The organism is SAR324 cluster bacterium, from assembly GCA_015232315.1.
GTDB lineage: Bacteria > SAR324 > SAR324 > SAR324 > NAC60-12 > JADFZZ01.
The window spans coordinates 128,890-155,175 of sequence record JADFZZ010000003.1; the positions used below are offsets into that span (position 1 = coordinate 128,890).

A 26,286-nucleotide genomic window follows, 5' to 3' on the forward strand; every position below is an offset into this window, starting at 1 on the left:
GTCAAGAGACAAACTGAAATCTGAAAGGTGTCCGAAATTCTAAAACCTTGTCAAAAGGAGAATCATCATGTCCAGCGATTTAATATTATGGTTGCTGACCACTATAGGGTTGAGCGTGGGCTTGTTTTATTTCCATCAACGAAAAAGTGAACGCGGTAGCAATCTGGATGTAGAATTTTCCAATATCACCATGTTCTTTGATCCATGGAAAGGTGAGGGCGACATTTTTGTAGGTGGAATTCTGATTCTGCTCAGTTTTTCAAAATTTCTGCTGGAACTGGCCCAGGCCATTCGTATGATCTTTATCGGAATGTGAGTGCTTTTGAAAAAAATTCTGAGGGCGGAAAATCCCCCATTCATCAGCCAACCTTTACAGCAAAACACATCTGATGCATTTTCCCCAAAAAATATAGGAAGAGAATGAAAAGGTGCCTTCATTTTTTCATGATAGTTTTTCTTGGAATGACAACCCTTGCGGGATGCAGTGTGATGATCCGGTATCCCGAAGAAACGCCATCAAAAACAGTCATCACACAGCAACAACTCTTTCTTTTCTGGGGTCTCTCAGGAGGTACCAGTATCGAAGTTTATGAAAAATGTCCCTATGGTCGGGTGTCCGATATTTCTGTTTTTTCCTCGGCGTCTCAAGTGATTCTGAGTGTTGTCACTCTTGGCATCTACACGCCCAGAACGATTGAAATCCATTGTTCGGCAAAAACAGAGCCGTTTCCACCAATCCCTGAACGGGTACTGAATTTTGAACGTTCAGCTCCCGCAGGACAAAAGGATTCACAAACATCCTCGCAGGAAACAAACGGTTCCGCCGACATAAAGCCACCATCCCGGACAATGGATCAGAACTTGAATAACGCCATCCGAAAGAACCCGCAAAGCGACATCAAACCGCTTCCACGGCCCAATGCGTTTGAAACCCATTGATGGATATAGCGTTTCAGAAATGTATTTTTGACACTGTTTGAGAATTAGCGGACGCAACGTTTTTTAGAATAAGAGGCATATGGCATTGATCATTGAAATTACACAGCAGACAGATCCGAATGTTCCAATTTTACATTTAGTTGGAAAATTTTTAGAAGAAGATATCAAACACTTCAGAAATGAGATTCAGGTTTTTCTTGACGACAAAACTATAGCGGGAATTGTACTGGACTACTCTGATCTGCAATACATTGATTCAAGTGGCGTTGGAACCATGATTTCGATCTATCATCAACTGTCCAGGCGGGGTGCCAGATTGGCATTATTCGGCTTGAATAAAGATCTGCTGGAAATGTTTGAGATGGTTTTGATGCTGGACAAAATTTTAGCCATCTTTTCCACAGAACAGGACGCGATCAATTATATTGCTACCGGAAAGTAGTCAGATCCATACATGAATGGAAATGCCTGATGAATTTCGTTTCAACAAACTTCCTACAGATCCTTTATGGACAACCAACAGAGCACAACTCATCTGTTTGATGAAAATGAGCAAATTCTGGATTATTTAAAAAATTCCCGTTTGTTCACCCATTGGCCCAAAGACTTGCTGCTTCAGTTGGTTCCCCTCTCTGAATTCAGGAAATATTCCCCGCAAAGTACCATTTTACAGGAAGGCGCCCCCAATGACCGTGTATATTTTCTGATTCGCGGGGAAGTGGATGTGGTTGCCGGGAATGAACACATTTTGTCCCTGAAACGTAAAGGGGATATCTTTGGTGAAATGAGCATCATTAGTCATAAAACTTGTGCGGCAACAGTCATTGCCCACACGATGGTAGACACCTTCAGCATCAAAGCCAATAATATTGGAGACATCACGGATTTTGATGCTTCAATCCTGCAAAACACCTTGTATCGGCTATTTGCGATGATCCTGACCGATAAATTGTCACTGACTACTGAAAAAGCCAAAAAGTTTGAGGAAACCAACAGACTACTGCACCGCAGTAACCTGCAACTAACAGAGGAAATTCAGGAACGCCAGCATGCTGAGAAACAACTGGAACAAAGCAATCAGCATCTTCACGAGGAAATTGATCGAAGAAAAAACACAGAACAACAATTAAGGATTGCCAAACACGAAGCCGAATCAGCTAATAGAAGTAAATCAATGTTTCTTGCCAACATGAGTCATGAAATCCGGACTCCGCTGAACACGATCACAGGCTTCAGTCAGTTGCTTCTGAACCAGGCTGAAAAGTATCATCTCTCCGCTGAAGCCACTCAATATCTGGATGGCATCACACAAAGCGGTCATCATTTATCAGAACTGATCGGAAACATTCTGGATCTTTCAAAAATTGAATCCGGAAAAATAGACATCGTGCTGGAATCAATCAATCTCCGACTCTTGATCCAGGGTATTTTTCACATCAACAAAGCACAGGCCCTAAAGAAAAATATCCAGTTGACTTATCATGTTGATCCAGCCCTGCCTGACTCCATCTATTCTGATCGCAACAAACTCCAGCAGATTTTAATGAATTTCACAGTCAACGCCATTAAATTCACATCAGAAGGTAAATCTGTCAAAATCAACGCCCTCAGAGAACAACAGAACCTTCTGCTGAAGGTCATTGATGAAGGCATTGGCATTGCTCCGGAATTCCATTCGAAAATTTTTGAACCCTTTGAACAGGTCGATAATACCCAAAGCCGGAATTATAGTGGTACAGGACTTGGACTGACCATTGTGAAACAACTTGTGGACATGCTGCAAGGAGAGATTGGTGTCAAAAGTGAGCTGGGCAAAGGTTCGGAGTTTTATGTCAAACTACCACTGAAAGAAGGTCACTCCAATCAGGACATTGCCTCAGATGAGAACTTACCACTAAATTTTCAGTTTGCGCCAGACAGTAAAATTCTGGTGGTAGAAGATAATCCACCCACTCGACAAATGATGAACGCGTATTTTGAATCAAAGGGACTCCGGGCCATCATTGTAAAAAACGCATATGAATTTTTCCAGAAAATCGAAGAATTTGAACCTGAAGTGATTCTGATGGATGTTCATATGCCCGGAATGGATGGCATCTCAGCAATCAGGAAACTGAAAGCATCACACAAACATGCTCATATTCCTGTCTTGGTACTTTCCGCAGATGTTTTCAAGGAACAGCAAGATCAAGCGATTGCAGCCGGTGCTGCTGGATTTCTCGGGAAACCTTTACGAATGGACGTGTTGTTGCGGATGCTGTCAAAAATTTTAAGACAACAATCCGTGCCAATTCCCCTATCTCAAGCCAACTTGTTAACACCTGAGCTAAGAGGCCAGATCTTGGAGGAGTTTAAAAAATTGTCATTGATGCCATTTTTTGATGAAGCTGAATTGATAGATCAACTCAACAAAATCAATAATATATGCCCGACTGAGCCTGCATGGTCTGCAACACTGGATAAAATCATGAACAGCATCATTCACGGAAATGAACCTGAATTTCAGGCATTACTCAAGGAGTGGATGAATGATTAATATTCTGATTGTGGATGATGACAGATTCTTTATACAGAATCTTCGGCAGCAGATTGCGGAATGTGGCTACAGTTCCAAATACGCGGTTAATCCCTCGTTTGTACTTCCCCTGCTGGAAAAAGAGACGTTTGATCTTATATTGATGGATATCAATATGCCAGAGATGGACGGCATCATGCTTCTCAAACAACTCAAGTCCCATCCCGTGTATAAAAGAATTCCCGTGATCATGCTGACAATGGAAACGGATGACCAGTCCCTGGTGACCTGTTTGAATAACGGGGCGATGGATTATATAAACAAACCTGTTAACAAACTGGCACTGGAAGCACGAATCAATGCCGCACTACGCACCATAGAATACGAAACATGGCTGGAAAAAAAATATCATGAGGAATGGAAGCAACGTATTGATTTAACACGCAAGCTTCAGAAAAACGAAAAACTGATTCATCAGTGGGAGATTCTCCCCGGGGATATTCAGTCTTCATTGCAACAGACTCTGGATAATTTTGAAAACAATGCCGATTTCGTAGATAAAGAACTCATTGCTGTCCTGATCCAGATGACCGGGCAATATGGCGACAATCTGTCCAATTTTTTAAAATTAAGCAGAAAACGGGATGCCCAGACCATTGAACAACGAAATGCCCGTGTTGCGCTTTTAAAGAATATTCCGTTGTTTCAATCGCTCAACGTATTTGATCTGGCCATTCTGTCTGAAAGAATGGAAGCCCTTGACGCAACAGAAGATATGGAACTTCTGGTTCAGAATGCTCCTGCGGGGTGGGTCTATTTTATTGGTTCAGGAATAGCGGAAATCCTGGTCAATGGAGAAATAGTGGCACATCGAAAAGCGGGGGATTCCATTGGCGAAATGTCCTGTTTGCGATCAGAACCCAACGCTTCGGCCACTGTCCGTATGGTTGATGCCGGCACTGTTTTCCGAATTGAACGAACAGCGTTCATGGAAGTGATAAACCGACTTCCACCATTATGGAAACGTGTCTTCATGGAGGCAACCAATCGACTCAATCAGTTGTCACATCGTCTCAGTGAACTTTCACAGCATACCGCACAGGGGATTGTAAAAATTGATCCTCAAGGCAAAATCACGTCTGACTTTTCCTCTCCATGTATCAAGGTATTTGGTACCAAGTCACTGATCGGAAAAAATCTGGAGGATTTAATGTTTCCGGAAGATCCCATTGTGCAGGAAGGATGGCGGCAGGCATACCCTCTGTTTTTCGAAAATGCCCTGATGGATTATGAGATGCTGGCTGAAATGATGCCTCGTGAAACAGTGATTGTTCATGAGGGTGTCCCCAGGGAATACAAACTTTCCTATTATCCATGCCGAAACGCGGAAAAAATCCTCACCGGGATTGATATTGAAATTGAAGACATCACGGAAGAACGAAAATTATCCCGGGAAACGGAAGCTTTGAAAAGAGAGCAGTATATTGTGGAAAAAATCTATAACGATCCTGATTCCTACATGCAGATGCTACTTCTGATGGAAGACAACCTGACCATGCTGCGTCAATTTTCTGAAAAACTGACCTCAAACGCTATGGCACAACTCAAGGAGGACACGGTTGAACTCATGCGTCTGCTTCACACACTCAAAGGTGTCAGCAGTCTGTTTGGTCTGGATCGTGCCAAGGCGATCACGCACCAACTTGAAGAATTTCTTCGCTCCTCCATCAACTCCCCGAGCGTTCTGAAAACCCAGTTGATCCAGGGTACTGTGGACTTGACCGCACAATGCGATTATGCACGGGAGTTGCTTGAAAAAATTGACCCTGATTTACGCAAACGATTGATAGGCGTTGTGTTTTCCAATGACGATTTCGCTGACTTGAAAAAATCCCTTCAGTCACGAGACTATGGACGTGTTGAAACACTGGTATTGAGTGCAGAAAAAGTCTCCCTGAAAAAACTGGCTCAACACTGGCCCGCTGAAATCCGTAAGCTGGAAACAGCCTTAGGAAAACAGGTTAAATTGATCATTGAAGGCGAAAATGTCCAGGTATCCCGAACACTGTTCCAGAAACTGGATGGACCGTTGGTGCATCTCCTGAGAAACTGCATGGATCATGGCCTTGAGACCGTGGAAGAACGACTTGAAAAAGGCAAGGATGAATGGGGACGTCTCACCTTGAAAATCAGTATGGTGAATGAATGGGTCACGCTGGAAATATCTGACGATGGCAACGGCATCAATTATGAACGGATCCTGCAAAAAGCACAGAACCATCCTTCGCTGGACCAGACCGTGGTGCAACAACTGATTGACGAGAACACTGTGTGGAAAATTCTGTTTCTTCCGGGATTCAGCACAACGGAACAAGTCACTGATTTATCCGGTAGAGGGGTTGGGTTGGATGTCGTACAGAACACGATCAACGAACTGCATGGCAACATGCAGGTTGAAACCACCCCTGATCAGGGAACCAGTTTTATCCTGCGGTTTCCGCTGGCGCAGGACACTGCGTAATACAGAGTCCTGCCGAGAAAATGCTGTGTTGCCTATCTTATCTAAACATCCATGGGCCATAGTCAAATGGCACTGACTGTGGCACGTTCAGCCCGGAGCATTTTGGGGGCAAATGGAATCAGCAGCGAATACCCGATCATGAGGCATTTGTGCAATCTGGAAACCGTGGTGACCTATGAAGGAATCTCATCGCTGGGATCGTAAACCTTCGATATGCCGCATAATTCCAAGAGTTATTTTGGAAAGATGTCTATTCTTTTGCCGTTCCTTACCAAAGGCTCGGGATAACAGTTAACGGTAACCCGGTTCTACCAATCATCCCTCAGCGGAAGGTCACGAATTATTTGATATCCATGATAACGGCACCGTTCCAGTTTTCAGGCAGAATCCGGGCCTGTAACTGCTCACACTGCCGAATATGAAGCATGGCCGCCCGATCTTCAGGAAAGACCGACAGGGACTTCTCAAACATCTTGATCGCATCCCACCATTTTCGTTCATACCTCAAGAAGAGTCCTGCCGAAAAAAATTGTCTGGTCTCGTTTTTCATTTCCAGAATATGTGGCGGATCGTGATTGAACACTTCATAAATACCTGTGGCTTCTGTTTTTCCTTTCACCTGGATCCAGTCCAGTTCCCTGAAACACAGATGTTTTTGTTCCATCATCAGATAGCGGACCGTCCGACTGACAATAATAGACGCTCCGTAATATTTGGTGAGTCCTTCCATGCGTGCGGCGATGTTGACCGTATCTCCGACGACCGTTGAATCCATTCTGTCCTGTCCTCCCACAGTTCCAATCACCACGGGCCCCCGGTGCAGTCCAATGCCAATACGAACCGGAGAATATCCGACAGACTCGCGATGCTGGTTGTAGAGTTGCACAGCCTGTTGCATCGCAATGGCGGCATTCACAGCGTTCAGCGTGCTGTTGACAGGATCCTTTTCCGGATAGTCAAACAAGGCCATGATGGCATCACCGATGAATTTGTCGATGAAGCCATAATTGTCATGAATGGCATTGTTCATCCGTTTAAAATAGGCATTGAGGAAATTCAGCAATTCCTGGGGGGTCAAGGTTTCAGAAAAAGAGGTGAAATCACGAATATCAGAAAATAAAATCGAAAGCTCTTCACTTTCCGCATTACCCAGTTGAATGTTTTCCATCCCATCCACGGCCAGCCGTTTCAAAAATTGACGGGGCACAAATTTTTCAAAAGTGCGGGTCATGGCCGCGATTTTTTCAGTGCCTGCCAACTGGATCTGCGTGGTCTTCAATTCCTGATAAAGATGGGCATTATGAATGGCGATCGCGACTTGCGGGACATAGCGTTCAATTCGTTGAAGGTCGCTTTCATTGAGTTCAAACGGGGTAATAGTCTGCACAAAAACCATGACGCCAATCACTTCCTGCTGGACTGAAATGGGAACCAGCAGGTAGGCCTTGACAGGATGAATATCATACATCTGTTTATCAATGGGGAAAAAATAATCACTCAATGTCGGTGTGATTGGAGAAATATATTTGGTTTCCTTGTCCAGAATAGTGTTGGCGATATAACTGGTGTACTGTTCCAGGGGAATCGAAATTTGACGGATCATCTCAGCCTGTTCCCGGGAATAGGCCCCTTTGCCATAGTAATCGGCGAGACGAATTGTTTTTTTGTCAGGCTCAACCAGAAAAATGCCGAGTTGATTAAAATCCAGAATGGTTTGCAGGCCCTCCATAACAGCGTCCATGACATCCCTCAGATTGAGGGTGGAACTGACCATTTTCAGGACCTGATTCATGTGCTCGAGTTCCAGTTCATGCTGATGAGACTGTTCGTACAGCGTCATAACCTGTTTCTGTGCCTGTTCCAGGTCACGGGTCCGTTCCTCAACCATGTGTTCCAGTCCCTCAAGGAGTCTGGTGTTTTCAATATGGGCCCCTAAACCAAAGCCAATTTGTGCTAAAAAGTTTTTTTCGGCATCCGAGTAATAATTGCCATTCAATTTCTCACCAAGCAACATCAGCGCACAAATCGTTTCCTGATAAAATACAGGCACGATCAGCCAGGCATTGCGCATCTGGTCAGCGCCACTGGCAGGATGTGTCAGTAGCCATTCCTCCCATTCCTCCTGCTGGATCAAATGTCGATCTTCCATGAATTCAAGCAGGGCATGATCGGCTGGAATGGAGCACCATTCCTCTGAAGTGGTGCTGGTTGAGCCAAAAAAGACATGTTCCGCATGGGTGTGTTGCCAGCCGGTGTAAGCCTGTTGTTTCGCGTCAAATACCAGAAATGATAATTGCCGGGTCGATAATAAGCGCCCCAGGTGATTGGCCAGGACTGAACCCAGCTCCTTGAGCGACCGGGACTGTGATAATTCCTGGTTGAGTTTGGGAATTTTATGCCGGATGTGATCAGGTCCCTGCCAGAATAATTTGAGAAGCATGTTCAGAACATGAAAAATAACTTTGTAGCCAAGTATAACCATGGCCATGACCACCCAATAGGCCAACACCCCCCAATTGGTTGGAAAAACAAGTTTGAGGCTGACGCCCAGGAGTCCCAGGGCGCTGAGCGTTGCAGACCACAGCACAATTTTTCTGCTGATCTGTAGAGCGTTTTGCAGATTATGGCGGAACAGCCCATAGGCAATGAACAAAAACGGGATGAAAATCAAACTGCCCAGCGGATAAATCTGATAACCCACCGTGCCGGGGATATTTCCCAATGTGAACACGCCAGCTCCCAGGGTTCCCGGAAAAATCCATTGGGAACCAACACTTGCCTCCGTCACCTTCATTGTGTGGTATTTCCGATAAATCAGCCATGCGGCGAGTGGCGTATAAACCAGCCAGCCCAGACACATGAATAAAAAGGCGATATTTCCTTGTGGGTACCACCCCCAGGGCATTTTAACCGAAGTGCCGAAATACCAACTGGTTTGGGTCAGCGGTAGCATGATGAGGCCTGCGAGATAGGCACCTTTCCAGAGCCAGCGATGAGTGGTTATTCTAAAAACAATGAATAAAAAATGCAGTGTCAGCCCCAGAATCAACACCAGAAAAAAGTGACTCAGCCGACTGAGCGTCAATGCCTGTTCCGCGGAATTTACCATATTGTTCAGGAAAATTTCGGTATTAAGAAATGCGTAAATCGTACAGATGATGCTGAAAATTTGTGATGTTTGGGTGTGCTGTCCCAGGTAAAGCGCCAGTATCGACAGCAATCCACAAATCAGTACTGAAATGAAGGGGGGCAGGACATACCAGTTTAAATGAGTCAGCATGTGTTGCCAGGAGTGTTCACGGACAACCCACAAAATAATGAAGAACAGTCCGAAATACCCCAAAATCACTCCAAGGCGCACCATCTGCCCCTTGAGTCTTCTTTTGGTATAAAGATTCATCGACAGGATTTCATGATGGAACATGCCATAAGCCATGAGCAATCCCGGAATGAAGATCCAGGTTGCAGTCGGATAAAAATCAATTCCGTTGACCAGCGGAATGTTTCCCAAGGTCAAGAGGGCACTGACAGAGTTTCCCAGGAATACAAACAGGATCCGCTTTTTCTGTAGGGAATCTGTTTCCACGAGCCAGGACTTTCTCAATAACCAGCAGGCCCAGAGCGTGGCCAGACTGCCACTGATGCCAAACAGATTGAACGGCCATTTTCCATGCAGATAGTAACCAAACGAATAGGTGTAAGGCTGTGGCCATGCATACCATGGTGTCATTACCAGATACATGAGCAACAGGGATAGTCCATACAGCAGATAGATCAGCCGACGTTCATCCCGTTTGAGCAACAGATAAACAAAGTGCAGACCGATGGGAAGGATCGCAACCAGAAACGCATGGGTTGTGAGTGCGATGTGATTGACAAGTGTGGCATCTTTCAGGATAAACGCACACAGAGTATTCAGGTTGAGCCATCCCAGTAACGCAAAAAACACACCCAGTAACAAGGCTGAGAGGTCACGGTAAATTTTCAGAAAACAGAAACTGGCAAGTCCCAGACAGACAAACAGGGAAGTGACGGGTGGGATCGCATAACGCCATCCCGCAGTCCAGAATTCCGGTCTGGTGTGTGTGTTGGCGGCGGCCAGCATGAAGAGAACAAATACCAGAACTGGAAGCCAGAAGAACATGACGATCAATCTGGGGTAATGTCCTCGATTGAACCAGTTTCTGGTGGTGGCAAACAGTCTGTATTCCAGAATGCCATAGGCGATGAACAACAGTGGAATAAATCCGAAATTTCCAGGAGGATAAATGTTGATACCAAAGGTTGGGATGGCAGTGGTGAGCGTCAACGCGGCATTCAGAATCATGCCCAGCAAGACATAACGGACTTTATGCGAACTTGCTTTCAACTTTGACCAGAGCAGAGCGATAGCGTAAATCAACGAGACACCCGCATAAATCACAAAAAAATCATATCCGGGACCAGTAAGATATTCTACACCCTGCGGCGTTTGATAAGTTCCTCTGACAAACCAGGAGGTTGGTACCGTCAGCATCAGCAGCAAACTGATGGTGTAATTGATCCTGATCACCAGAAACCAGTGTTTTATCGCCAGAATTTCATGAATAAAATGCAGTGCCACCGGGACGATAAAAACGTAAGGCAGATAGATGAAATGAAGGAGGTTCAAACTCATTGAGGGGGAGAGACTCACGGTGTCAATCAGTTCATTGAACGCCTCGAGTCCCTGGAGGATGCAATAGATGGTGAATAACTGCGCGTCACGACGGTGTCGTCCGGTTTTGATCGTGATTGATGCCAGAAAAAAAGCTATCACAACGGTCAAAATGATTGGAACAGTGTATGGAAAGATTAAATCCCAACGAAGCATGATGTTTTGATTTCTAAAATTGGATGAATGCAGTAACAGGAATCCCCCGAAGCCGAAATTTAACAGTGCAAGTTACATGCTCATTCAGCTCTAAAATAACAGGCTTTTTTTTTAGGAAAAATTCGGAAAATTTGGGGGGTAGTTCCTGAAAAGCTGATCAGGTGAGGAGTGCTTCTCGTTCCGATGCCGCAATTGCTATAGCCTATAGCGGGAATCAGGGCCATTTTAAATTCGCTGTTGGCACCACCCCAGCGGTCACAACAGGCTTTTTAGGAAAAGTTCGGAAAAACTTTGGGGCCATTCCTGAACAGTACATCAGGAATGGCGGAAGGATGGATTCATGCGCCGGGGCCGCAATCAATACAACGTTTGGCAGAAACAGGGCCCATTTTGAGTTTGCTGTTGGCATCACGCAAGGCGGTCCGGAGGCCTTCTTCCACAACAGGATGGTAAAACGGCATATCCAGCATTTGTGGAATGGTGAGTTTCTGCTGATGGGCCCATGCCAGCAGATGGCCTATGTTTTCAGCACGGGGGCCTATCATTTCAGCACCCATGAAAATTCCTGTTCCATGTTCCGCATACAGATGCAGTAACCCCTTGTTTTTCAGCATCACACGACTGCGTCCCTGATCTTCAAAAGAAACGATGCCGGTCACAAAACAATCTCCGGGGAGTTGATCATAACGCATTCCCACGGTGGCAATCTGTGGATCACAAAACACAATCCCCAAGGGGCTGGTGCGATGTCCGGAGCGAATATCAGGGAACTTTCCGGCGTTTTCACCGGCAATCCGGCCTTCATCCGCGGCTTCATGCAACAGCGGAAGATCATGGTTGGCATCCCCCGCTATAAAAATGGAACTGTTGCCGCATTGCATGGTGAAATGGTCATAGACAGGAACGTTCCTTGAATTGAGTTCGAGGGTGGTGTTTTCCAGATGGAGCCGATCCAGATTGGGCTGGCGGCCAGTTGCCGCCAGGATGTAATCAAAATATTCTTCCCGTTCTTCACAGTGTTTGCCCTGATACACCATCCGCACGCGCTTGCCCTGTCGTTCGATAGCGATCAGATTCGCCTCGGTGATCAGACAGAATTCATTGCGGAACAATCGGGTGGAATATTCCTTGAGCGCAGGATCAGTGAAGGGCCCAATGAAGCCGCCACGCCCGAGAAGGCTGACTCGCACGCCAAGCCGGTGCAGAGCCTGGCCGATTTCGAGTCCGATCACACCGGGGCCGAAGACCGCGACAGATTCAGGGAGAGTGTCCCATTCAAAAACGTCATCATTGATGATCAGCCGATCGCCCAGCCCTTGAAGCACAGGCGGAATCACCGGACTGGAACCGGTGGCGATCACAATGGCGTTGGCTGTGATCCGGGTATGATCCTCCACCTGGAGGGTGTGGTCATCCACAAAGGTCGCATATCCTACGATTTTGTCTTCCACCGGGAAATTTGCCACAGACTCCAGAACAAAGCCCACAAAGCGGTCTCGTTCCGATTTCACCCGATGCATTACTTTGGCACCATCAATTCTGATTCTGCCTTCAGGGAAAATCCCGAATTCCGGAGCCTGTTCAATGGCATGCACTGCTTCCGCGGCTGAAATCAGCAGTTTGCTTGGCATACAGCCAACCCGGGCGCAGGTGGTTCCATACACACCCCCTTCAATCAACACCACTTTTTTCGCATGACGTTTTGCTCCACGGTAAGCGCCCATACCAGCGGTTCCGGCACCGATTATTGCGACATCAACATTCAATTCTTTCATGAGTTTCCTTTGCGTTACCGATTGATTTTATCCTGAAGTTTTTCATTGACCCAGGCGACATAGGATCCAGGCAGTCCCATCAAGGCGACCAGTTCCGTGACATATTCAAGTTCTTCATCTTCCAGAATACCATCAACCGCCAGGATCTCGCTGATCACCTCTAGGATCAATTCTCTCAAATCCTTGTTGAGATAATCGCATCCCGGTAATTCTTTCAAAAAGATATCAGGACTGTGCAGATCTCTGGAAAATTTGCGAAAGGCATCCATGTGAATCATGGAATAGGGCTGAAGGACATCTTCAATGAACTCACGTTCTTTTTCATCAATGATTCCGTCAATCGTGATGGCCTTGGCAATGGCTGTGTAAATCCACAGCACAATGTCAGGTAAAATAGTTTTAACCTGTTCTGACTGTTCTGCTGATTCTATCAAACATTCAAACAAATATTTGATTTGTTGAAAAAGATGGCGAGGGGGCATTGCAAAATCTCCCGGAAATGTCATGTAATGAATATGTAAGACAGAAACAGCTCTGTCTCAATGGTTATTCTTATAAACAACGATTGAACAACTGTATTGGCTGATGAAACGACTCAGTGTTATTGATGCGGCATTTCTGGAAATCGAAACTCATGAAAGCCCCATGCATGTTGCGAATTTAATGGTAATGACCATTCCTGAAACACGGGAACAGGAATCTTTTTTAAGGGAATTGCTGGATTCATTTTGTGACTTAGCAAAATCTTCCGCACCTTTCAATCGGAAACTGGCCTCACCTCATTTACTTTCCGGTTGGCCGGCATGGATTGAGGACGATGGACTGGATTTGACGTTTCATATCCGTCGCTCCGCGGTGCCCTTGCCCCATGGCATTCCTGATTGGTCTAAAAACCGATTTTTCTCTGGGAAATACCTCTTTGCATGGACTTTTATATTGTGTTATCCGTCTTACATGCTACTTACCCAGATCTTTTGTGGCATAGACCGTTATCGGTTCCTTTCAAAAGTAGTTGACATTGAAGGGCAAACTGTAAACTAAAATTCAGTCTTTCTAAAAGGAACCCCGTTCACAATAGAAAATAATTTATTACTTGACAGGGATGGCTACATTTTTGCAAACACTCAGTCCATATATTCATCTCGAAACATGACTGATACATGAGGTTCCATGAAAATTACCTTTCTTGGTGTGGGTTCCGCATTCTCAAAGATCAACGCGAACAGCAATCTTTTGGTAGAAAGTGGCAATATCAATATGTTGGTGGACTGTGGTCACACAGCCTCGGCATCCCTGATTCAACACGGGAGATCTATTGCTGATATTTCCAATATTTTTATCACTCATTTGCATGCGGATCATATTGGTGGACTGGAAGAATTTGCGTTCATGACCCGTCTGGTGTTTAAAAAAAGTGTCCAGGTGATGGGAACCTCCTCGATCCTTCATCGACTTTGGAATCACAGTCTCAAAGGTGGTCTGGAATTTATTGAACTCACGCCTGATGACGTGACGCCCCAGGTGATGGAAGATTTTTTTACCCCTCGTTCATTGCCACATAGTCAATGGATCAAACTGGATGATTCCTCTCCTCTGGAAATGTACCTTCATCCAACGAATCATGTGAAACTGATGGAAAGTTATGCGGTGGAACTCCGTGAGGGTGACAAACATGTTCTTTATACCTCAGACACTCGCTTCGATCGTCCCCTGCTGGAAAAATGCATAGATCGCTGCACCTATATTTTTCATGACTGTCAGTTGTTTGACATGGGAGGCAATAATGATCTCGGTGTTCACACGTCCTACAATCAGTTACGGTCTCTTCCAGGCGACATGCGTAAAAAAATGTGGCTTTATCATTATGGGGATGAACCACGCCCAGAAGCCGAAAATGAAGGGTTTGCGGGTTTTGTTTCACAGCTACAGACGTTTGACTTGTAGAAAAAACCTGATTCTTTCCTGCCTTTGTCTCATATATTTGCCTCAATAATTAATCTTCATTGACAGAACGATTGAAAAATCGTTCACTTTAACCTACACTGCACCGTTACCTTGAAAATATTAATCAAATTGAGTCGAACTCATGCCTGACAAACATGATTTTTGGGAAATGATCGAACTTGCCAAAAAAGAACTCAAAACCCAGGCTCAATTTCAGGAGCCTTCCTGGAAATGGGTTCATGAGTTGGATGAGGAAGGTTTTTTTATTTTCTGTTATCTCATCAATGATCTCAACCAGGATGTTCTTTCCCGCGAAATGCTGGAGGAAACCGTCTATACGCTGGTCATGCTGCGGCATAAATTCCTGCCGGACCATATCAAGGAAAAATATGCGCTCAACAGTCGATGGCAACTCCAGATTCTGTTTAATTTGTATGAAAAACTCAAACATCATGAAATGTCGTGGGATCTCTGCCAGCGTTTTGTCGACGAACAACTCGAAGAATTTGTCATGACAACCAGGAACACCAATTGAGTTCTTTTTTTATTTTTTTTCATTTCATGAGCAATCCCCCCTTTTTTATCCTGCAAACACTTGTTATAAAGAAGCACCAGTCTTTCGTTCGCTGGTTTGGCATATCTTTGTAATGAGAATCCATGATAAAAACAGTCTATATTTCAATATGCTTGCTGTGGTGGTGTGTCTTTGCGCCGCTTTTGCCAGCGGCTCCTGCCTTGAATATCCCTGATGCTATTGACCAATCCATTGGTGACTATCTGGAGTTGATGGAAGATCCTGCGGGTGCCTGGACAATTCAGGAGGTCAGCCAGCCTGATCGTCTTTTGCAATTTAAGCCGGCCCTTACGTCATCGCCCAATCTTGGGTTGACCAACGCCACCTACTGGTTACGTTTCAAAGTCAGGTTTCAGCATAATCAGAGTCTGGTTCTCGAAATCAGTTATCCCTTTCTGGATTATGTGGATTTGTTTGTTCCGCAAACCAACGGAACCTTTGAGAAATTTCAGACAGGGGATCAGATGCCGTTTTCGCACAGGCAAATCGAACACCGATTTCTGTTGTTTCATCTCGAAGGACAGACCGGAGAAGAAATTGCCTATTACCTCAGAGTCCAGACGGCCGGAGCCATGACCATTCCTGTCAAATTATGGAGTCCGGAAGCCTTCACTGAAAAAGTGAACAAGGAACAGTATGCGCTGGGGTTTTATTATGGAATCATGGTGGTCATGGCCGTGTATAATCTTTTTCTGTTTTTTGCCATCCGCGACAAGGCCTATCTGTTTTATGTGATGTATATTCTGTTTCTGGTGGTCAGTCTGATGTGCGCGAATGGTTTGGCGTTTGAATATCTCTGGCCTGATTTTCCATTACTGAACAACATCAGTTTGCCAATTTTCATGATCGGCACAGGTATTTTCGGGTTGTCTTTTTTGCAGCACTTTTTGATGACGTCGCTCTATACGCCTGTGATTCATAAAATTCTCAGGATACTTCAAGTGCTATTTGCGCTGGGACTCCTGTTGATGGCCACGATGGGCTACACTGTCACCATCAAATACAATGTGGCGCTGGTCAGTGTCGCTGTGATCCTGGGAATCGTCACCGCGATCCGTTGCTGGCAACAACATCTGGAAACCGCCCGCTATTTTTTGATCGCCTGGGTGATGTTTCTTCTGGGAACCTTCATTTATATGATGAAAGTCATGGGCTATGTTCCGTCATCCTTGTGGACTGAATACGCGCCACAGGTGGGGTCAGTGATTGAAGTGGTCTTGTTGTCACTGGGACTTGCTCACCGGATCCATCTCATGCGCAGAGAAAAGGAGCAGGCTCAGCAGGAAATGGTGTTGAACCAGAAAATCGCCAATGAAACGCTTGAAATGAACGTGCAGGAACGAACCCTGGAATTGCAGAATTCCAATGAGAAATTGTCACATTCCAACCAGATTTTCCGCTCACTTCTTGAAACCAGCGCCTCCATTGCCCAGGCAAAAAAGCTGGAGGATATGTATCACCAGACTTTGAACAGACTGACTCATCTGTATGAAAACCTTGGCTTCGGTATTATTCTGGATGGTGTTAATTCAAGCCAGATTGAATGTGCGGTGTTCGCGGGTATTTCTCCCGAGAAGCAGGAAATACTGCTCGGAAATAATGAAAAACTGTTTGAGTACTGTATTCAATCCATTATCTCGGCATCACAGGATAATACTGAAACCGGAACGGTGCCATACAAGGACTTTTTTTCAGAATTGACCATCATTCCCATGATCGACATCAATGACAATGTGATTGGAAAAATGATCATTGAAGGCACACAACTGGGAAAACATGTCATGGACACAATCATGCTGTTTCTCGACCAGATCACTGCCATTTCGCAAAATCAACTGTTGACCAAAAGACTCGAAAAAATGGCCAACACCGACAGTTTGACCGGAAGCTTCAACCGGGCCTATTTTGACCGGGAATTGTCCAAAGCCATCCGTACCGCTCAAAAATTTCCGGAAATGAGTTTTTCAATTCTCATGATTGATGTGAATGGTCTCAAAGAAATCAATGACCAATATGGCCATCAATCGGGCGATCAGATGATCATTCAGGTGGCAAATCTGCTCTCATCGGTTTGCAGAAAATCTGAAGTGGTGGCCAGAGTGGGCGGTGATGAATTTGTGGTGCTTTGCCTGGGCGCGAACCATCATGGCGCCAACGTATTATTGCAACGCATCCGGGAACATGAACTGAAAAATATCCTCCGGATTCATGATGAAGAAAACCGTGAACAGGAGATTCCAATTCACATGAGTATCGGTGTCTCCTCTTCCGATGAGGCACCTCCTGAGGACATCATGAAAATCGCGGATGCTCGCATGTATGAGGATAAGGAACTGTTTTATTCAACACGCTCCCGTTATCGTTAGTTTGGCGGTCTTTTTTTAAGCCCAAACGGAGGAAGAGGGGCTTGCGGAGGCGGTTTTCAGTCAACACAAAAGGATAGCGGCAGCGATAGGACAAACTGGAAGGGAATATAAGGCGCGGGGGTGTCGGACAACAGTTGAATCCTGATGTCACCGTGATGTTCCTTCAAAAATTTCCTGACGGCATCCATCCCCACGCCCCTGCCGGAAATTTCCGTAACCGTTTTCTGTGTGGAGAGGCCGGACAGAAACACCAGATCGGCCACGGACTGAAGCGACAATTGTTGATGCGAAACAACCAATCCATTTTCCACGGCCTTGTTCCATATTTTTTCCAATGCCAGTCCCCGGCCATCATCCTGACAGACTATTTCCAGATGATCCTGGTTCCGGCGCATTTCGATGCGTATGGTTCCAGTCCTGGGTTTTCCCAGCGCGGTACGTTCCTCCGGTGATTCAATTCCATGATCCATGCTGTTTCTCAGCAGATGCATGAATACATTCTGAAGCAATGCACCGGCCTGCTTGCGCAAAACCAGATCATGATCCAGAATCACGACATCCGGTGTCGCTTTTTCCAGTTCCCTGGCCAATGATTCCAAGGATCGAATTCCGCTTTGCAGGATGCGTTTCAGGGAAATCGCCATAATTCTGGACAGAAAGGAGCGCACCGACCGAATAGCGGTTTCAACCTGTTGCGGATTCCCGCGATCCAGGTTTTCCAGGGTCTGATTCACTCTGGCGATATCCTGTTCCCTGACCATCAGTTCCACGGAATCCTCACCGGATTTGCGACCCAGTTTTTCATCATTGAGTCTGGCGTAATCCTGAATCAGACCATGCGCCACCCGGATCTTTTCCAGCAAGGATTCCCGATTCCATTCCTGTTCAGGATGTTTGCGCAATTCATCGTATTCCTGTTCGGTTTCATGAATCATGTGAGTCACATGATCAAAGCCATAGGTTCGGGCGTTGCCCTTGATGGTATGCATATTTCGGAACAGGGTTTCCAGCAGTTCGGCGGAGGGCGATTCATTGGCACGGATGATTTGTTCGTTTTCCTCCAGGAACCAGAAGGACGATACCAGAAAATTCTGGAAATCCGGCAAGGGCAACGCCAGGATCTGTCCGATCATTTGCAATTCGCGCTGATGTTGATCCGCCTGTTTCTGCAAACTCCGGAGTATTGTGACATCCCGTATGCTCAACAGGATTTTGTCGATTTCATCGTCCTGATTGATGATGGGAGCCCAGGTGAGTTCCAGATGCTTGGTCCTGTTGCCGGGAAATGTTTTGGACAGTTCATGGATAAACAGATGTTCATTGATATGATAATTTCTCAGATCTTCACAAAGACAGGCAATGATCGCGGTTTCCACACGATGAACATCATCGGCTCCCAGGCTGGAGTTTTCGAACAGTATCGTGCGAATATTTCCATAGGCCAGATCGCTGGTTTCGAGAATGGTTTCCAGATATTGGGAATATTCATGGTGGATCTCATAATCATCGGTAATCATCAGGATTCCTTCCGGGAGATTTTCCAGCATGGTCTGAATATCCCGTGTTTTGCCAAGTAGTTGTTCGGTGCGCTGGTCCACCATTTCTTCAAGATGTTCATTCAGTTTCTGGAGATCCCTGACCAGACGCTGATTTTCGACCAGCAGACGTTCCGATGTCAGGAACGCTTTGGAAAACCGGATGGAAAGCAGAAAGGCTTGAATAAATATGAAACCGAACAGGGCAAATGACATCAGAAGCGGGGTCTGGAGGAGTTCCATGGAGGTCAGAATGTCATTGGTGATTCCTCCTGCCAGAAGGAACCAACCGAAAATGAACACCAGGGATCCCTCCCGTTTATGGATGACGGCCCGGGAAATGGCCTGGAAGGAATACACGACCCAGAACAGGGAGAAAACCTGGTAATAAAACAGGGTGTAGGTGTAGATATGACTGAATGTCAGCAGTACAATCAGAACAAACACCGTGGCAATGCCGACCAGTAAGGAATCGATTTTTTTATTGAATTCATGAGGAAACAATTGAGCCATGAACAGGGTGATCATGGGGCCACTGATATAAAACGACAAATATTCCATCTTGCGTCCCACTTCCCAGGGCATCCACGGCAAAGATGTTTGAAACAACCGCTCTCCCACCACCAGGGTTCTACATGCGATCAGGATGCAGAAGATGCCAAAATACAGTGTGGAGCGATCCTTGGGACGCAGGGAAAACAGCCCCAGATGATACATTCCCATGATCAGAAGACTTCCGACCAGAAACAGATCGACAGCAATTCCTTTTTTGTGGATTGTCTGGATCTGATCGTCCCTTCCAAGCAGAATGGAATACCATGGTCCGCCTGCCTGGGTGTGATAATTGGAGATGACCAGCACCAATTCCAGTATCTGGCTCCGCGGCGTGAAAGTGAAAATCTGTGGGTAAAACTGGGGCGAGGCATTTTGCCTGGAGGTTCCCACTGTTCCGGCAGAAGCGATCCGCTGTCCATTCATCCATAACTCATACGCGGTTCCCTGGTCAGGAATCTTGAACGCCATTCGTTCACTTCCGGCAGGAAGCAGAACTTGCAGACGGAAGGTTCCCAGGCCCTCGGAACCAATGGCCTGACCGGACTCCAGAACATATTTGTTCCAGGAGCCGGGTACCCTGAAGAAACCTGTTCTCAGGGGCATTTCCCTGTGGCTCTCATCATGTCCGAGTCGCTGATTCCAGAACAGTTCCCATTGACCATTCAGCTTGACAACGCGCTGTCGCTCAAAGTCCCATCCACGGAGATCCAGAACTCCAGCCACCGCTTCCGGTTGGTATTGGGCCTGAGCGGAGAAGGTGGAAAAAGAGATGTACAAACAACAACATCCCCAAACAAAAAATTGAAGTGAACATTTCCTGAAAATCATAAACTTCTCCCCCGACAGTCTGTTTGATTTTCTGTATCAATGCGAATTAGTGGTTGAAAATTATCTAGAGCTTAGCCGAAAAGGTTTTTGAAAAAATAAATGCATTTTTTTGATAGCGAGCGTTATTTAAAAATAAAGTGATTGGAATATCCACATAAGTTTGAGCAATCTTATCCAAGAGTTGACAAAAACTTTGAGAATTGATGTAGGAGTCATTAGTAATCGTAATCATTTTTTTACTGACAGCATTTAAGGCTCCCAGGACATTCCATCGTTTTCTGCCTGAAGCCGAAGGGAAAAAGAGTTTGGCACAACACCACACATTGAAGTTCTTGAATTTCTTTTTTGCTGAATGCGATAGATATCATAAGACTCTCGATGAAGAAGTGAGGTAATTTTTGTCTTCTTCGAGAATACACAAAAAATGAATTTTTCACCCGTTCAAAGTATAACGTGAAAATCTGTCAGATGCGCGATCCAATCGGTTCAGTCCGTTCGTCGTACCAACCCATAAAGTCCCTTTATGATCTTCGTATAGTGTATTAATTTCACTATAACTTAAACTGTGAAGGTCTTCGGGATTATGGACGTAAACCGTGAATTCATTGCCATCGTATTTATTCAATCCACTATTCGACGCAAACCAGATAAAACCCTGCTTGTCTTGTAAAATTGAGGGGATAAATTTTCCAGACAGTCCATCCTCAGGAGTTAAATGTTCAAACCTCACATGATCATCCGCGGCATTGGCATCTATCTCTATCCAGGTGCAAAAAGATATGAGCAAACTTGCCGTAATTAATCCAATAAACGTTTTCATCTTCATCACTGTGCCTTTTTTGGATTTGGAGCATTTCTTTCCCAAATATCTCCTTATGAGATGGCAACAATTATTGTCAAGGGACAATAACTTTGTCTCTTACACACTTTTGATGAAGATAACATACAGGTTATGAATGACCTGCTGATTTAAAGAAGCGGATTCAGGAAGTCAGCATGGCACGGGAATCCGAACTGTTCATCGGCGTGTTTCCTCTTTCAACTTTGTCGTGTATGCGTTAAAGCATGAGTATATTTCATATTGGCCCCTAGGAGACCCATGCTTGTTTTTGATACGCTGTCTTTTTATCACCGCCTGGAAAAATCCGGTTTCACCAAAGACCAGGCTGAGATTGTCACGGAACTGGTTAGGGAAACTCAGGAAAAATCCTTTGAATCCCCCTGTGAAAACCTCGCTACCAAACAGGAACTACAGCAAACTGAACATCGTCTTGAACTCAGGATTGAGCAAACGAAACAGGAACTTCAGAATGAAATTCATCAAACCAAATTTGACCTGATCAAGTGGATGGTCACGCTTCTGCTGGCACAGACCGGCATCCTCGCGGCACTCGTCAAGCTCCTTTGAACCACTTGTACAGATTCACTCAACTATTGTCGGATAAAGTCTTTTCAATTTGATTCGTGCATCCTCTATGGTGAAACGCCAATTCATATCCTAAGCCTGAAAAAAGGCGATGCAGAGCAAGTTTAATCCATCTTTATGTTCATCTCCATGTCATCTATTGATTATTCCAAACACACAACCGCCTTGCTTCAAAAACTGCAATATCCTGAATTTTCTCCGGTTCTGCCCTTTGTGACAGGTTGGTCACAGACATTGGCCGGACGGTATTGGCCCCAGTTCAGCGAAATTCCTTATGACAACGCCCATGAACTTGAATTACCGGATGGCGATCGGCTCATGATCATGGAAAACCGACCCGTATCCTGGCAACAGGGCGACCGGATTGTGGTTCTGATTCATGGACTCACAGGCTGTTATCAATCACGCTACATGATCAGGCTTTGCCGTTTGTTCATGGCTGAAGGGTGGCTGGTTATCCGGGTAAATCTTCGAGGATGCGGTCCTGGCGCCGGAATGGCCCGTAACATTTATCACAGCGGACGCAGTGAAGACAGCCGTGCCGTATTAAACTGGCTGGCCGGGATGTTTCCTGATTCACCAACCACCCTGATCGGTTTTTCTCTGGGAGGCAATCTTTCATTGAAAATGGCCGGTGAAGATGGTGATTCGCCATCCGGCAATATGGATAGTCTGATGGCTGTGTCGCCTCCGGTGAATCTGGCCCTCAGTTGTGAAATTCTGAGAGAACCTCGCAATCAGTTGTTTGATCAGCATTTTGTCGCTGAACTCCGTGAACATGTCCATCAACTTCAGCAGTGTTTTCCTGACCTGCCAAAAACGGAGTTGCCTTCCTATCTCACCGTTTATACCTTTGACGACCGTTACACTGCACCTCGTAACGGATTTCACGATGCCCTGGATTATTATCAGCGTTCCAGTTCCGGACCTCTACTGGAAAAAATACGGGTGCCCACGTTGATCTTGTGTTCCATGGATGATCCGGTCATTCATGGTGAAAGCATGCTTGAATATCTGGACATCCCCGGCCTGGATCTGGTGCTGACCAAACATGGCGGTCATGTCGGCTTTGTGGGGCGTTCCGGTCATGATTCCGGATTCCGCTGGATGGATGGCTTGCTTCTTCGCTGGTTGCAACGGCACCATGCACAATGTCATCAACTTAAGCATTCTGAATGGTACTGTGTATCAATTCCCCCTTGGTTTAAGGGGGTTGGGGGATGTAATTCTGATCGTTAAATCCCCCATGCCCCCTTTGAAAAGGGGGATTTTCTCGGTGGTAATTGCTTAAACTGACGACATTGCATCATGCCCCGAGGCTGAACTCACGATTTAACAGGAGTATGGAATATCAAAAACTCAAATAATGGTGAACATGGACAAACCTGAATGATTCTGTTAGAGTGTGGCCCACTTCAAATAAACGCTCTCGACTGAGGAAAAACTATGAAAAACTATGATGTGATTGTGATTGGCGGTGGACACGCAGGATATGAGGCGGCATTGGCCGCGTCACGGATGGGCGTAGAAACCCTGTTGCTGTCCATGTCCAAAGATACCATCGCGCAAATGTCCTGCAACCCGGCCATTGGTGGTGTGGGAAAAGGCCATCTGGTTAAAGAAATTGACGCTCTTGGTGGTGAAATGGGTATGGCCGCCGATGAAACAGGCATTCAGTTTCGGGTTCTCAACAGTTCCAAAGGGCCTGCGACCAGGGGTTCCCGCTGTCAATCGGAAATGTATGAATACAAAATCAGAATCCGGCAGGTTCTGGAAGCACAGTCCTGTTTGACTTTGGCGGAAGGTCTGGCGGATGATCTGCTGTTTGAAGGACAGCGTGTTATCGGCGTAAGAACCGCCGCCGGTGCAGAATATCTGGGTGCCGCCATCATCATGACGACCGGCACGTTTCTCAATGGCTTGATCCATCGAGGGACTGAACGGGTGGAAGCCGGCAGGATCAATGAGCCTCCAGCCAAAAAAATCACGCATTCGATGCACTCCCTCGGACTGAAAATGGGCCGCTTGAAAACCGGAACTCCCGCACGTCTGGACAAACGAACGATTGATTGGGACCAGACAGCCGAGCAATGGGGGGATGATCCCATTCAGAAATTTTCATTTCGGGATTCAGTCGTTCGATTGCCTCAGGTTCCATGCTATGTGACGTATACGAATGAAGACACTCATCGCGTGATTCAGGATAATTTACAGCAATCCGCACTTTACAGTGGAGCGATCAAGGGCATTGGCCCCCGGTATTGTCCTTCGATTGAAGATAAAATTGTGAAGTTTGCTGATAAAAACCGGCACCAGATTTTTCTCGAGCCAACGGGACTTGAGAGTCTGGAAATTTATCCCAATGGACTTTCCACAAGCATGCCCGCTGATGTGCAGTTAAAATTTCTGCGAACCATTCCCGGACTGCATAACGTGGAAATCATCCGTGCGGGATACGCGATTGAATATGATTTTGTGGACCCGACCCAGTTGTTACCAACCCTGGAACTCAAGGATGTGGAAAATCTGTTTCTGGCAGGACAGATCAATGGCACCACCGGCTATGAGGAAGCCGCCGCGCAAGGACTGATGGCCGGAATCAACGCGGCCCTGAAAGCCCAGAAAAAACCGCCGTTTATCCTCAAACGAAATGAAGCCTATATCGGTGTGCTGATTGATGATCTGATCACCAAAGGAACAAGCGAACCATACCGGATGTTCACCTCTCGGGCAGAATACCGTCTGCACCTGAGAGAAGACAATGCCGATCAGCGTTTGAGTGAAAAAGGCTGGCGCCTGGGATTGTTGCCAGAAGAATATTATCTGCGGGTTCAGGAAAAACAGAAGCATATCCATAGTCTGCTCAATACTTTTGAAACCAGTCGAATCACCCCTCGAAGTGAAATCAATGACGAATTGATCGCGTTTGGTGAGACACCGCTCAAAACAACCGCATCTCTGGCTGATCTGCTCAGACGTCCCGGTTTCACTCTGCAAAGTCTGAAAACATTGAATTTCATGGAAACCATGATTCCCTGGGATGATTTTGCGCCAGAAGTCCTGAGTCAGGTGGAAATAACCATCAAGTATGACGGTTATCTGAATCGGCAACAGCAAGAACTCAAGCAGTTTGATGAACTGGAAAAAATCCGGATTCCTCTTGAACTCAATTATGGTAGCATTTCCGGATTATCGCGCGAAGTGATTGAGAAACTGAAACATTTCCGTCCAGCGAATCTGGGGCAGGCCAGTCGTATCAGCGGCATCACTCCGGCCGCGGTGAATGTGCTACGAATTTTTTTGAAAAACCATCCATCTGTTCAGGCGAAGGCTTCCTGAATATTTTTTCCCCGGGAATGACATGCATGCGTATTTAAAAAAAGTTCTGGATGGCGGAAGGCTGTCCGTTGAAGAAGGTCTTGAAGTTCTGACAAAATTTAACTGGCTGGATATTGCCAAAGCGTCCTGGGAATTTCGTTGTCAGAAACACGGAGATCAAACCACGTCCTACACCATGTTCCGTGTGGTGAATTACACCAATGCATGCGTGATTGACTGCAAATTTTGCAGTTTTCAACGAGATCTGAAGAATCCCAATGTGTATGTTTTGGACAAAGACACTGTTTCAAAAAAAGTGGAAGAAGCACTGGCGCAAGGGGCTGACCAGTTGTTTTTTCAGGGCGGTGTCCACCCCGAGCTGCCGTTAGAATATTACACAGACATCCTGTCTCATGTGAAACAGACTTATGGCATCCATATCAGAGCGTTTTCTCCGGTGGAAATATTATGGCTGAGCAAAATCAGTGGACTGAGCATTGATGATCTGTTGCGTCACCTGAAACAGGCAGGATTGGATTCTGTGCCGGGGGCAGGGGCTGAATTGCTGGTGGAACGGATGAGACAGTTGTTGAGTCCTGAAAAATGCACTGTGGCGGAATGGTGTTCGATCATGGAACAATGTCATCGTCACGGCTTGCATGGCACTGCCACGATGGTGGTTGGCGGTGGCGAAACGCTGGAAGAAGTGGTTCAACATCTGGATGCGGTGAGAACCATTCAGGATCACACCGGCGGGTTTCATGCCTTCATTCCTTGGTTGTATCAGCAACAGACCAAACGCTTCAAAGCTACTAAAATGCGCCCGGATGAATTTTTAAAGATTCTGGCGTTTTCCCGGTTGTATCTGGACAATATCGACAACATTGAAATCAGTGTGATGGTGCTTGGCAAAGATTTAAGCAAAATTGGTTTGCGAATGGGCGCAAATGATGTCAGTTCCGCGGTATTGGAAGAAAATGTTTTGAAATCCTATGGTTTGAGATCTGAAACAGAAGTGCATCAATACTTGCGTGAAGCGGGTTTTATTCCACAACGGCGAGATTTCAACTATCAAATACAAGGTACTTTCTTGACCCAAACACCATCTCCTGCGGGTGTTTGAACGTTTCTCTAAAAT

General features: G+C 45.8%; 18 protein-coding genes and 1 pseudogene. 14 read left to right on the forward strand and 5 right to left on the reverse strand.

Translation table 11 applies throughout. The features are described 5' to 3' along the window. Positions 1–67 precede the first annotated feature (67 nt). The 6 genes and pseudogenes from HQM11_03530 (at position 68) to HQM11_03555 (ending at position 6,179) form a co-directional block, all read left to right on the forward strand. Complete coding sequence (locus tag HQM11_03530; GenBank protein MBF0350072.1) at positions 68–316, forward strand: hypothetical protein; 249 nt, start codon at positions 68–70, stop codon at positions 314–316. Positions 317–420: 104 nt separating this feature from the next. Next, on the forward strand, positions 421–939 hold the full coding sequence (locus HQM11_03535) for a hypothetical protein (GenBank protein MBF0350073.1): 519 nt from the start codon (positions 421–423) through the stop codon (positions 937–939). Positions 940–1,018: 79 nt separating this feature from the next. Beyond that, a complete protein-coding gene (locus HQM11_03540) occupies positions 1,019–1,381 on the forward strand; it encodes an STAS domain-containing protein (protein ID MBF0350074.1) in 363 nt (120 codons plus the stop codon). A 66-nt stretch (positions 1,382–1,447) separates the two neighbouring features. After that, the gene (locus tag HQM11_03545; GenBank protein MBF0350075.1) at positions 1,448–3,475 is read left to right on the forward strand and encodes a response regulator; all 2,028 of its coding nucleotides are present in this window, start codon (positions 1,448–1,450) and stop codon (positions 3,473–3,475) included. Beyond that, positions 3,468–5,975 (forward strand): response regulator, encoded by a 2,508-nt coding sequence (locus HQM11_03550; protein ID MBF0350076.1) that lies wholly within the window; start codon positions 3,468–3,470, stop codon positions 5,973–5,975. The genes HQM11_03545 and HQM11_03550 overlap by 8 nt, the downstream gene beginning before the upstream one ends. 66 nt (positions 5,976–6,041) lie before the next feature. Then, positions 6,042–6,179 (forward strand): annotated as a pseudogene (locus HQM11_03555) (acyl-CoA dehydrogenase). 136 nt (positions 6,180–6,315) lie between these two features. Here the strand turns inward: HQM11_03555 and HQM11_03560 are convergent. From HQM11_03560 to HQM11_03570, 3 genes are all read right to left on the reverse strand, one after another. Next, a complete protein-coding gene (locus HQM11_03560; protein MBF0350077.1) occupies positions 6,316–10,827 on the reverse strand; it encodes a GAF domain-containing protein in 4,512 nt (1,503 codons plus the stop codon). 338 nt (positions 10,828–11,165) lie between these two features. Further along, positions 11,166–12,602 (reverse strand): dihydrolipoyl dehydrogenase, encoded by a 1,437-nt coding sequence (locus HQM11_03565; GenBank protein MBF0350078.1) that lies wholly within the window; start codon positions 12,600–12,602, stop codon positions 11,166–11,168. Positions 12,603–12,616: 14 nt separating this feature from the next. After that, positions 12,617–13,084 (reverse strand): hypothetical protein, encoded by a 468-nt coding sequence (locus HQM11_03570; protein ID MBF0350079.1) that lies wholly within the window; start codon positions 13,082–13,084, stop codon positions 12,617–12,619. Positions 13,085–13,187: 103 nt separating this feature from the next. Between HQM11_03570 and HQM11_03575 the strand changes: the two genes are divergently transcribed. The 4 genes from HQM11_03575 (at position 13,188) to HQM11_03590 (ending at position 17,486) form a co-directional block, all read left to right on the forward strand. Beyond that, positions 13,188–13,643 (forward strand): hypothetical protein, encoded by a 456-nt coding sequence (locus HQM11_03575; protein MBF0350080.1) that lies wholly within the window; start codon positions 13,188–13,190, stop codon positions 13,641–13,643. 129 nt (positions 13,644–13,772) lie between these two features. Continuing rightward, complete coding sequence (locus HQM11_03580; GenBank protein ID MBF0350081.1) at positions 13,773–14,546, forward strand: ribonuclease Z; 774 nt, start codon at positions 13,773–13,775, stop codon at positions 14,544–14,546. A 142-nt stretch (positions 14,547–14,688) separates the two neighbouring features. After that, positions 14,689–15,081, forward strand: a complete 393-nt coding sequence (locus tag HQM11_03585; protein MBF0350082.1) for a hypothetical protein — start codon at positions 14,689–14,691, stop codon at positions 15,079–15,081. Positions 15,082–15,203: 122 nt separating this feature from the next. After that, entirely contained in the window at positions 15,204–17,486 is a 2,283-nt protein-coding gene (locus HQM11_03590) for a diguanylate cyclase (GenBank protein ID MBF0350083.1), read from the forward strand. Between the two features lie 56 nt (positions 17,487–17,542). Here HQM11_03590 and HQM11_03595 read toward each other — a convergent pair whose 3' ends face one another. Both HQM11_03595 and HQM11_03600 read right to left on the reverse strand, forming a co-directional pair. Next, on the reverse strand, positions 17,543–20,353 hold the full coding sequence (locus HQM11_03595; protein ID MBF0350084.1) for an Hpt domain-containing protein: 2,811 nt from the start codon (positions 20,351–20,353) through the stop codon (positions 17,543–17,545). A gap of 484 nt (positions 20,354–20,837) precedes the next feature. After that, positions 20,838–21,269 (reverse strand): hypothetical protein, encoded by a 432-nt coding sequence (locus HQM11_03600; protein ID MBF0350085.1) that lies wholly within the window; start codon positions 21,267–21,269, stop codon positions 20,838–20,840. A 234-nt stretch (positions 21,270–21,503) separates the two neighbouring features. Between HQM11_03600 and HQM11_03605 the strand changes: the two genes are divergently transcribed. The 4 genes from HQM11_03605 (at position 21,504) to HQM11_03620 (ending at position 26,271) form a co-directional block, all read left to right on the forward strand. Next, on the forward strand, positions 21,504–21,812 hold the full coding sequence (locus HQM11_03605) for a DUF1640 domain-containing protein (GenBank protein ID MBF0350086.1): 309 nt from the start codon (positions 21,504–21,506) through the stop codon (positions 21,810–21,812). 147 nt (positions 21,813–21,959) lie between these two features. Continuing rightward, positions 21,960–23,069 carry an alpha/beta fold hydrolase gene (locus tag HQM11_03610; protein ID MBF0350087.1) on the forward strand — a complete coding sequence of 370 codons (1,110 nt, stop codon included), beginning with the start codon at positions 21,960–21,962 and terminating at the stop codon, positions 23,067–23,069. A gap of 207 nt (positions 23,070–23,276) precedes the next feature. Beyond that, positions 23,277–25,169 carry a tRNA uridine-5-carboxymethylaminomethyl(34) synthesis enzyme MnmG gene (mnmG, locus tag HQM11_03615; protein ID MBF0350088.1) on the forward strand — a complete coding sequence of 631 codons (1,893 nt, stop codon included), beginning with the start codon at positions 23,277–23,279 and terminating at the stop codon, positions 25,167–25,169. A gap of 22 nt (positions 25,170–25,191) precedes the next feature. Next, positions 25,192–26,271, forward strand: a complete 1,080-nt coding sequence (locus HQM11_03620; GenBank protein MBF0350089.1) for a CofH family radical SAM protein — start codon at positions 25,192–25,194, stop codon at positions 26,269–26,271. The last annotated feature ends 15 nt before the right edge of the window (positions 26,272–26,286 follow it).

Excerpts from the sequence above, each read along its gene's own strand:
- HQM11_03585 (MBF0350082.1), top strand. The coding sequence starts at position 14,689 with ATGCCTGACAAACATGATTTTTGGGAAATGATCGAACTTGCCAAAAAA.
- HQM11_03565 (MBF0350078.1), bottom strand. The coding sequence starts at position 12,602 with ATGAAAGAATTGAATGTTGATGTCGCAATAATCGGTGCCGGAACCGCT.
- HQM11_03570 (MBF0350079.1), bottom strand. The coding sequence starts at position 13,084 with ATGCCCCCTCGCCATCTTTTTCAACAAATCAAATATTTGTTTGAATGT.
- HQM11_03560 (MBF0350077.1), bottom strand. The coding sequence starts at position 10,827 with ATGCTTCGTTGGGATTTAATCTTTCCATACACTGTTCCAATCATTTTG.
- HQM11_03620 (MBF0350089.1), top strand. The coding sequence starts at position 25,192 with ATGCATGCGTATTTAAAAAAAGTTCTGGATGGCGGAAGGCTGTCCGTT.
- HQM11_03550 (MBF0350076.1), top strand. The coding sequence starts at position 3,468 with ATGATTAATATTCTGATTGTGGATGATGACAGATTCTTTATACAGAAT.
- HQM11_03530 (MBF0350072.1), top strand. The coding sequence starts at position 68 with ATGTCCAGCGATTTAATATTATGGTTGCTGACCACTATAGGGTTGAGC.
- HQM11_03610 (MBF0350087.1), top strand. The coding sequence starts at position 21,960 with ATGTCATCTATTGATTATTCCAAACACACAACCGCCTTGCTTCAAAAA.
- HQM11_03545 (MBF0350075.1), top strand. The coding sequence starts at position 1,448 with ATGGACAACCAACAGAGCACAACTCATCTGTTTGATGAAAATGAGCAA.
- mnmG (MBF0350088.1), top strand. The coding sequence starts at position 23,277 with ATGAAAAACTATGATGTGATTGTGATTGGCGGTGGACACGCAGGATAT.
- HQM11_03575 (MBF0350080.1), top strand. The coding sequence starts at position 13,188 with ATGAAACGACTCAGTGTTATTGATGCGGCATTTCTGGAAATCGAAACT.
- HQM11_03535 (MBF0350073.1), top strand. The coding sequence starts at position 421 with ATGAAAAGGTGCCTTCATTTTTTCATGATAGTTTTTCTTGGAATGACA.
- HQM11_03540 (MBF0350074.1), top strand. The coding sequence starts at position 1,019 with ATGGCATTGATCATTGAAATTACACAGCAGACAGATCCGAATGTTCCA.
- HQM11_03580 (MBF0350081.1), top strand. The coding sequence starts at position 13,773 with ATGAAAATTACCTTTCTTGGTGTGGGTTCCGCATTCTCAAAGATCAAC.
- HQM11_03590 (MBF0350083.1), top strand. The coding sequence starts at position 15,204 with ATGATAAAAACAGTCTATATTTCAATATGCTTGCTGTGGTGGTGTGTC.
- HQM11_03605 (MBF0350086.1), top strand. The coding sequence starts at position 21,504 with ATGCTTGTTTTTGATACGCTGTCTTTTTATCACCGCCTGGAAAAATCC.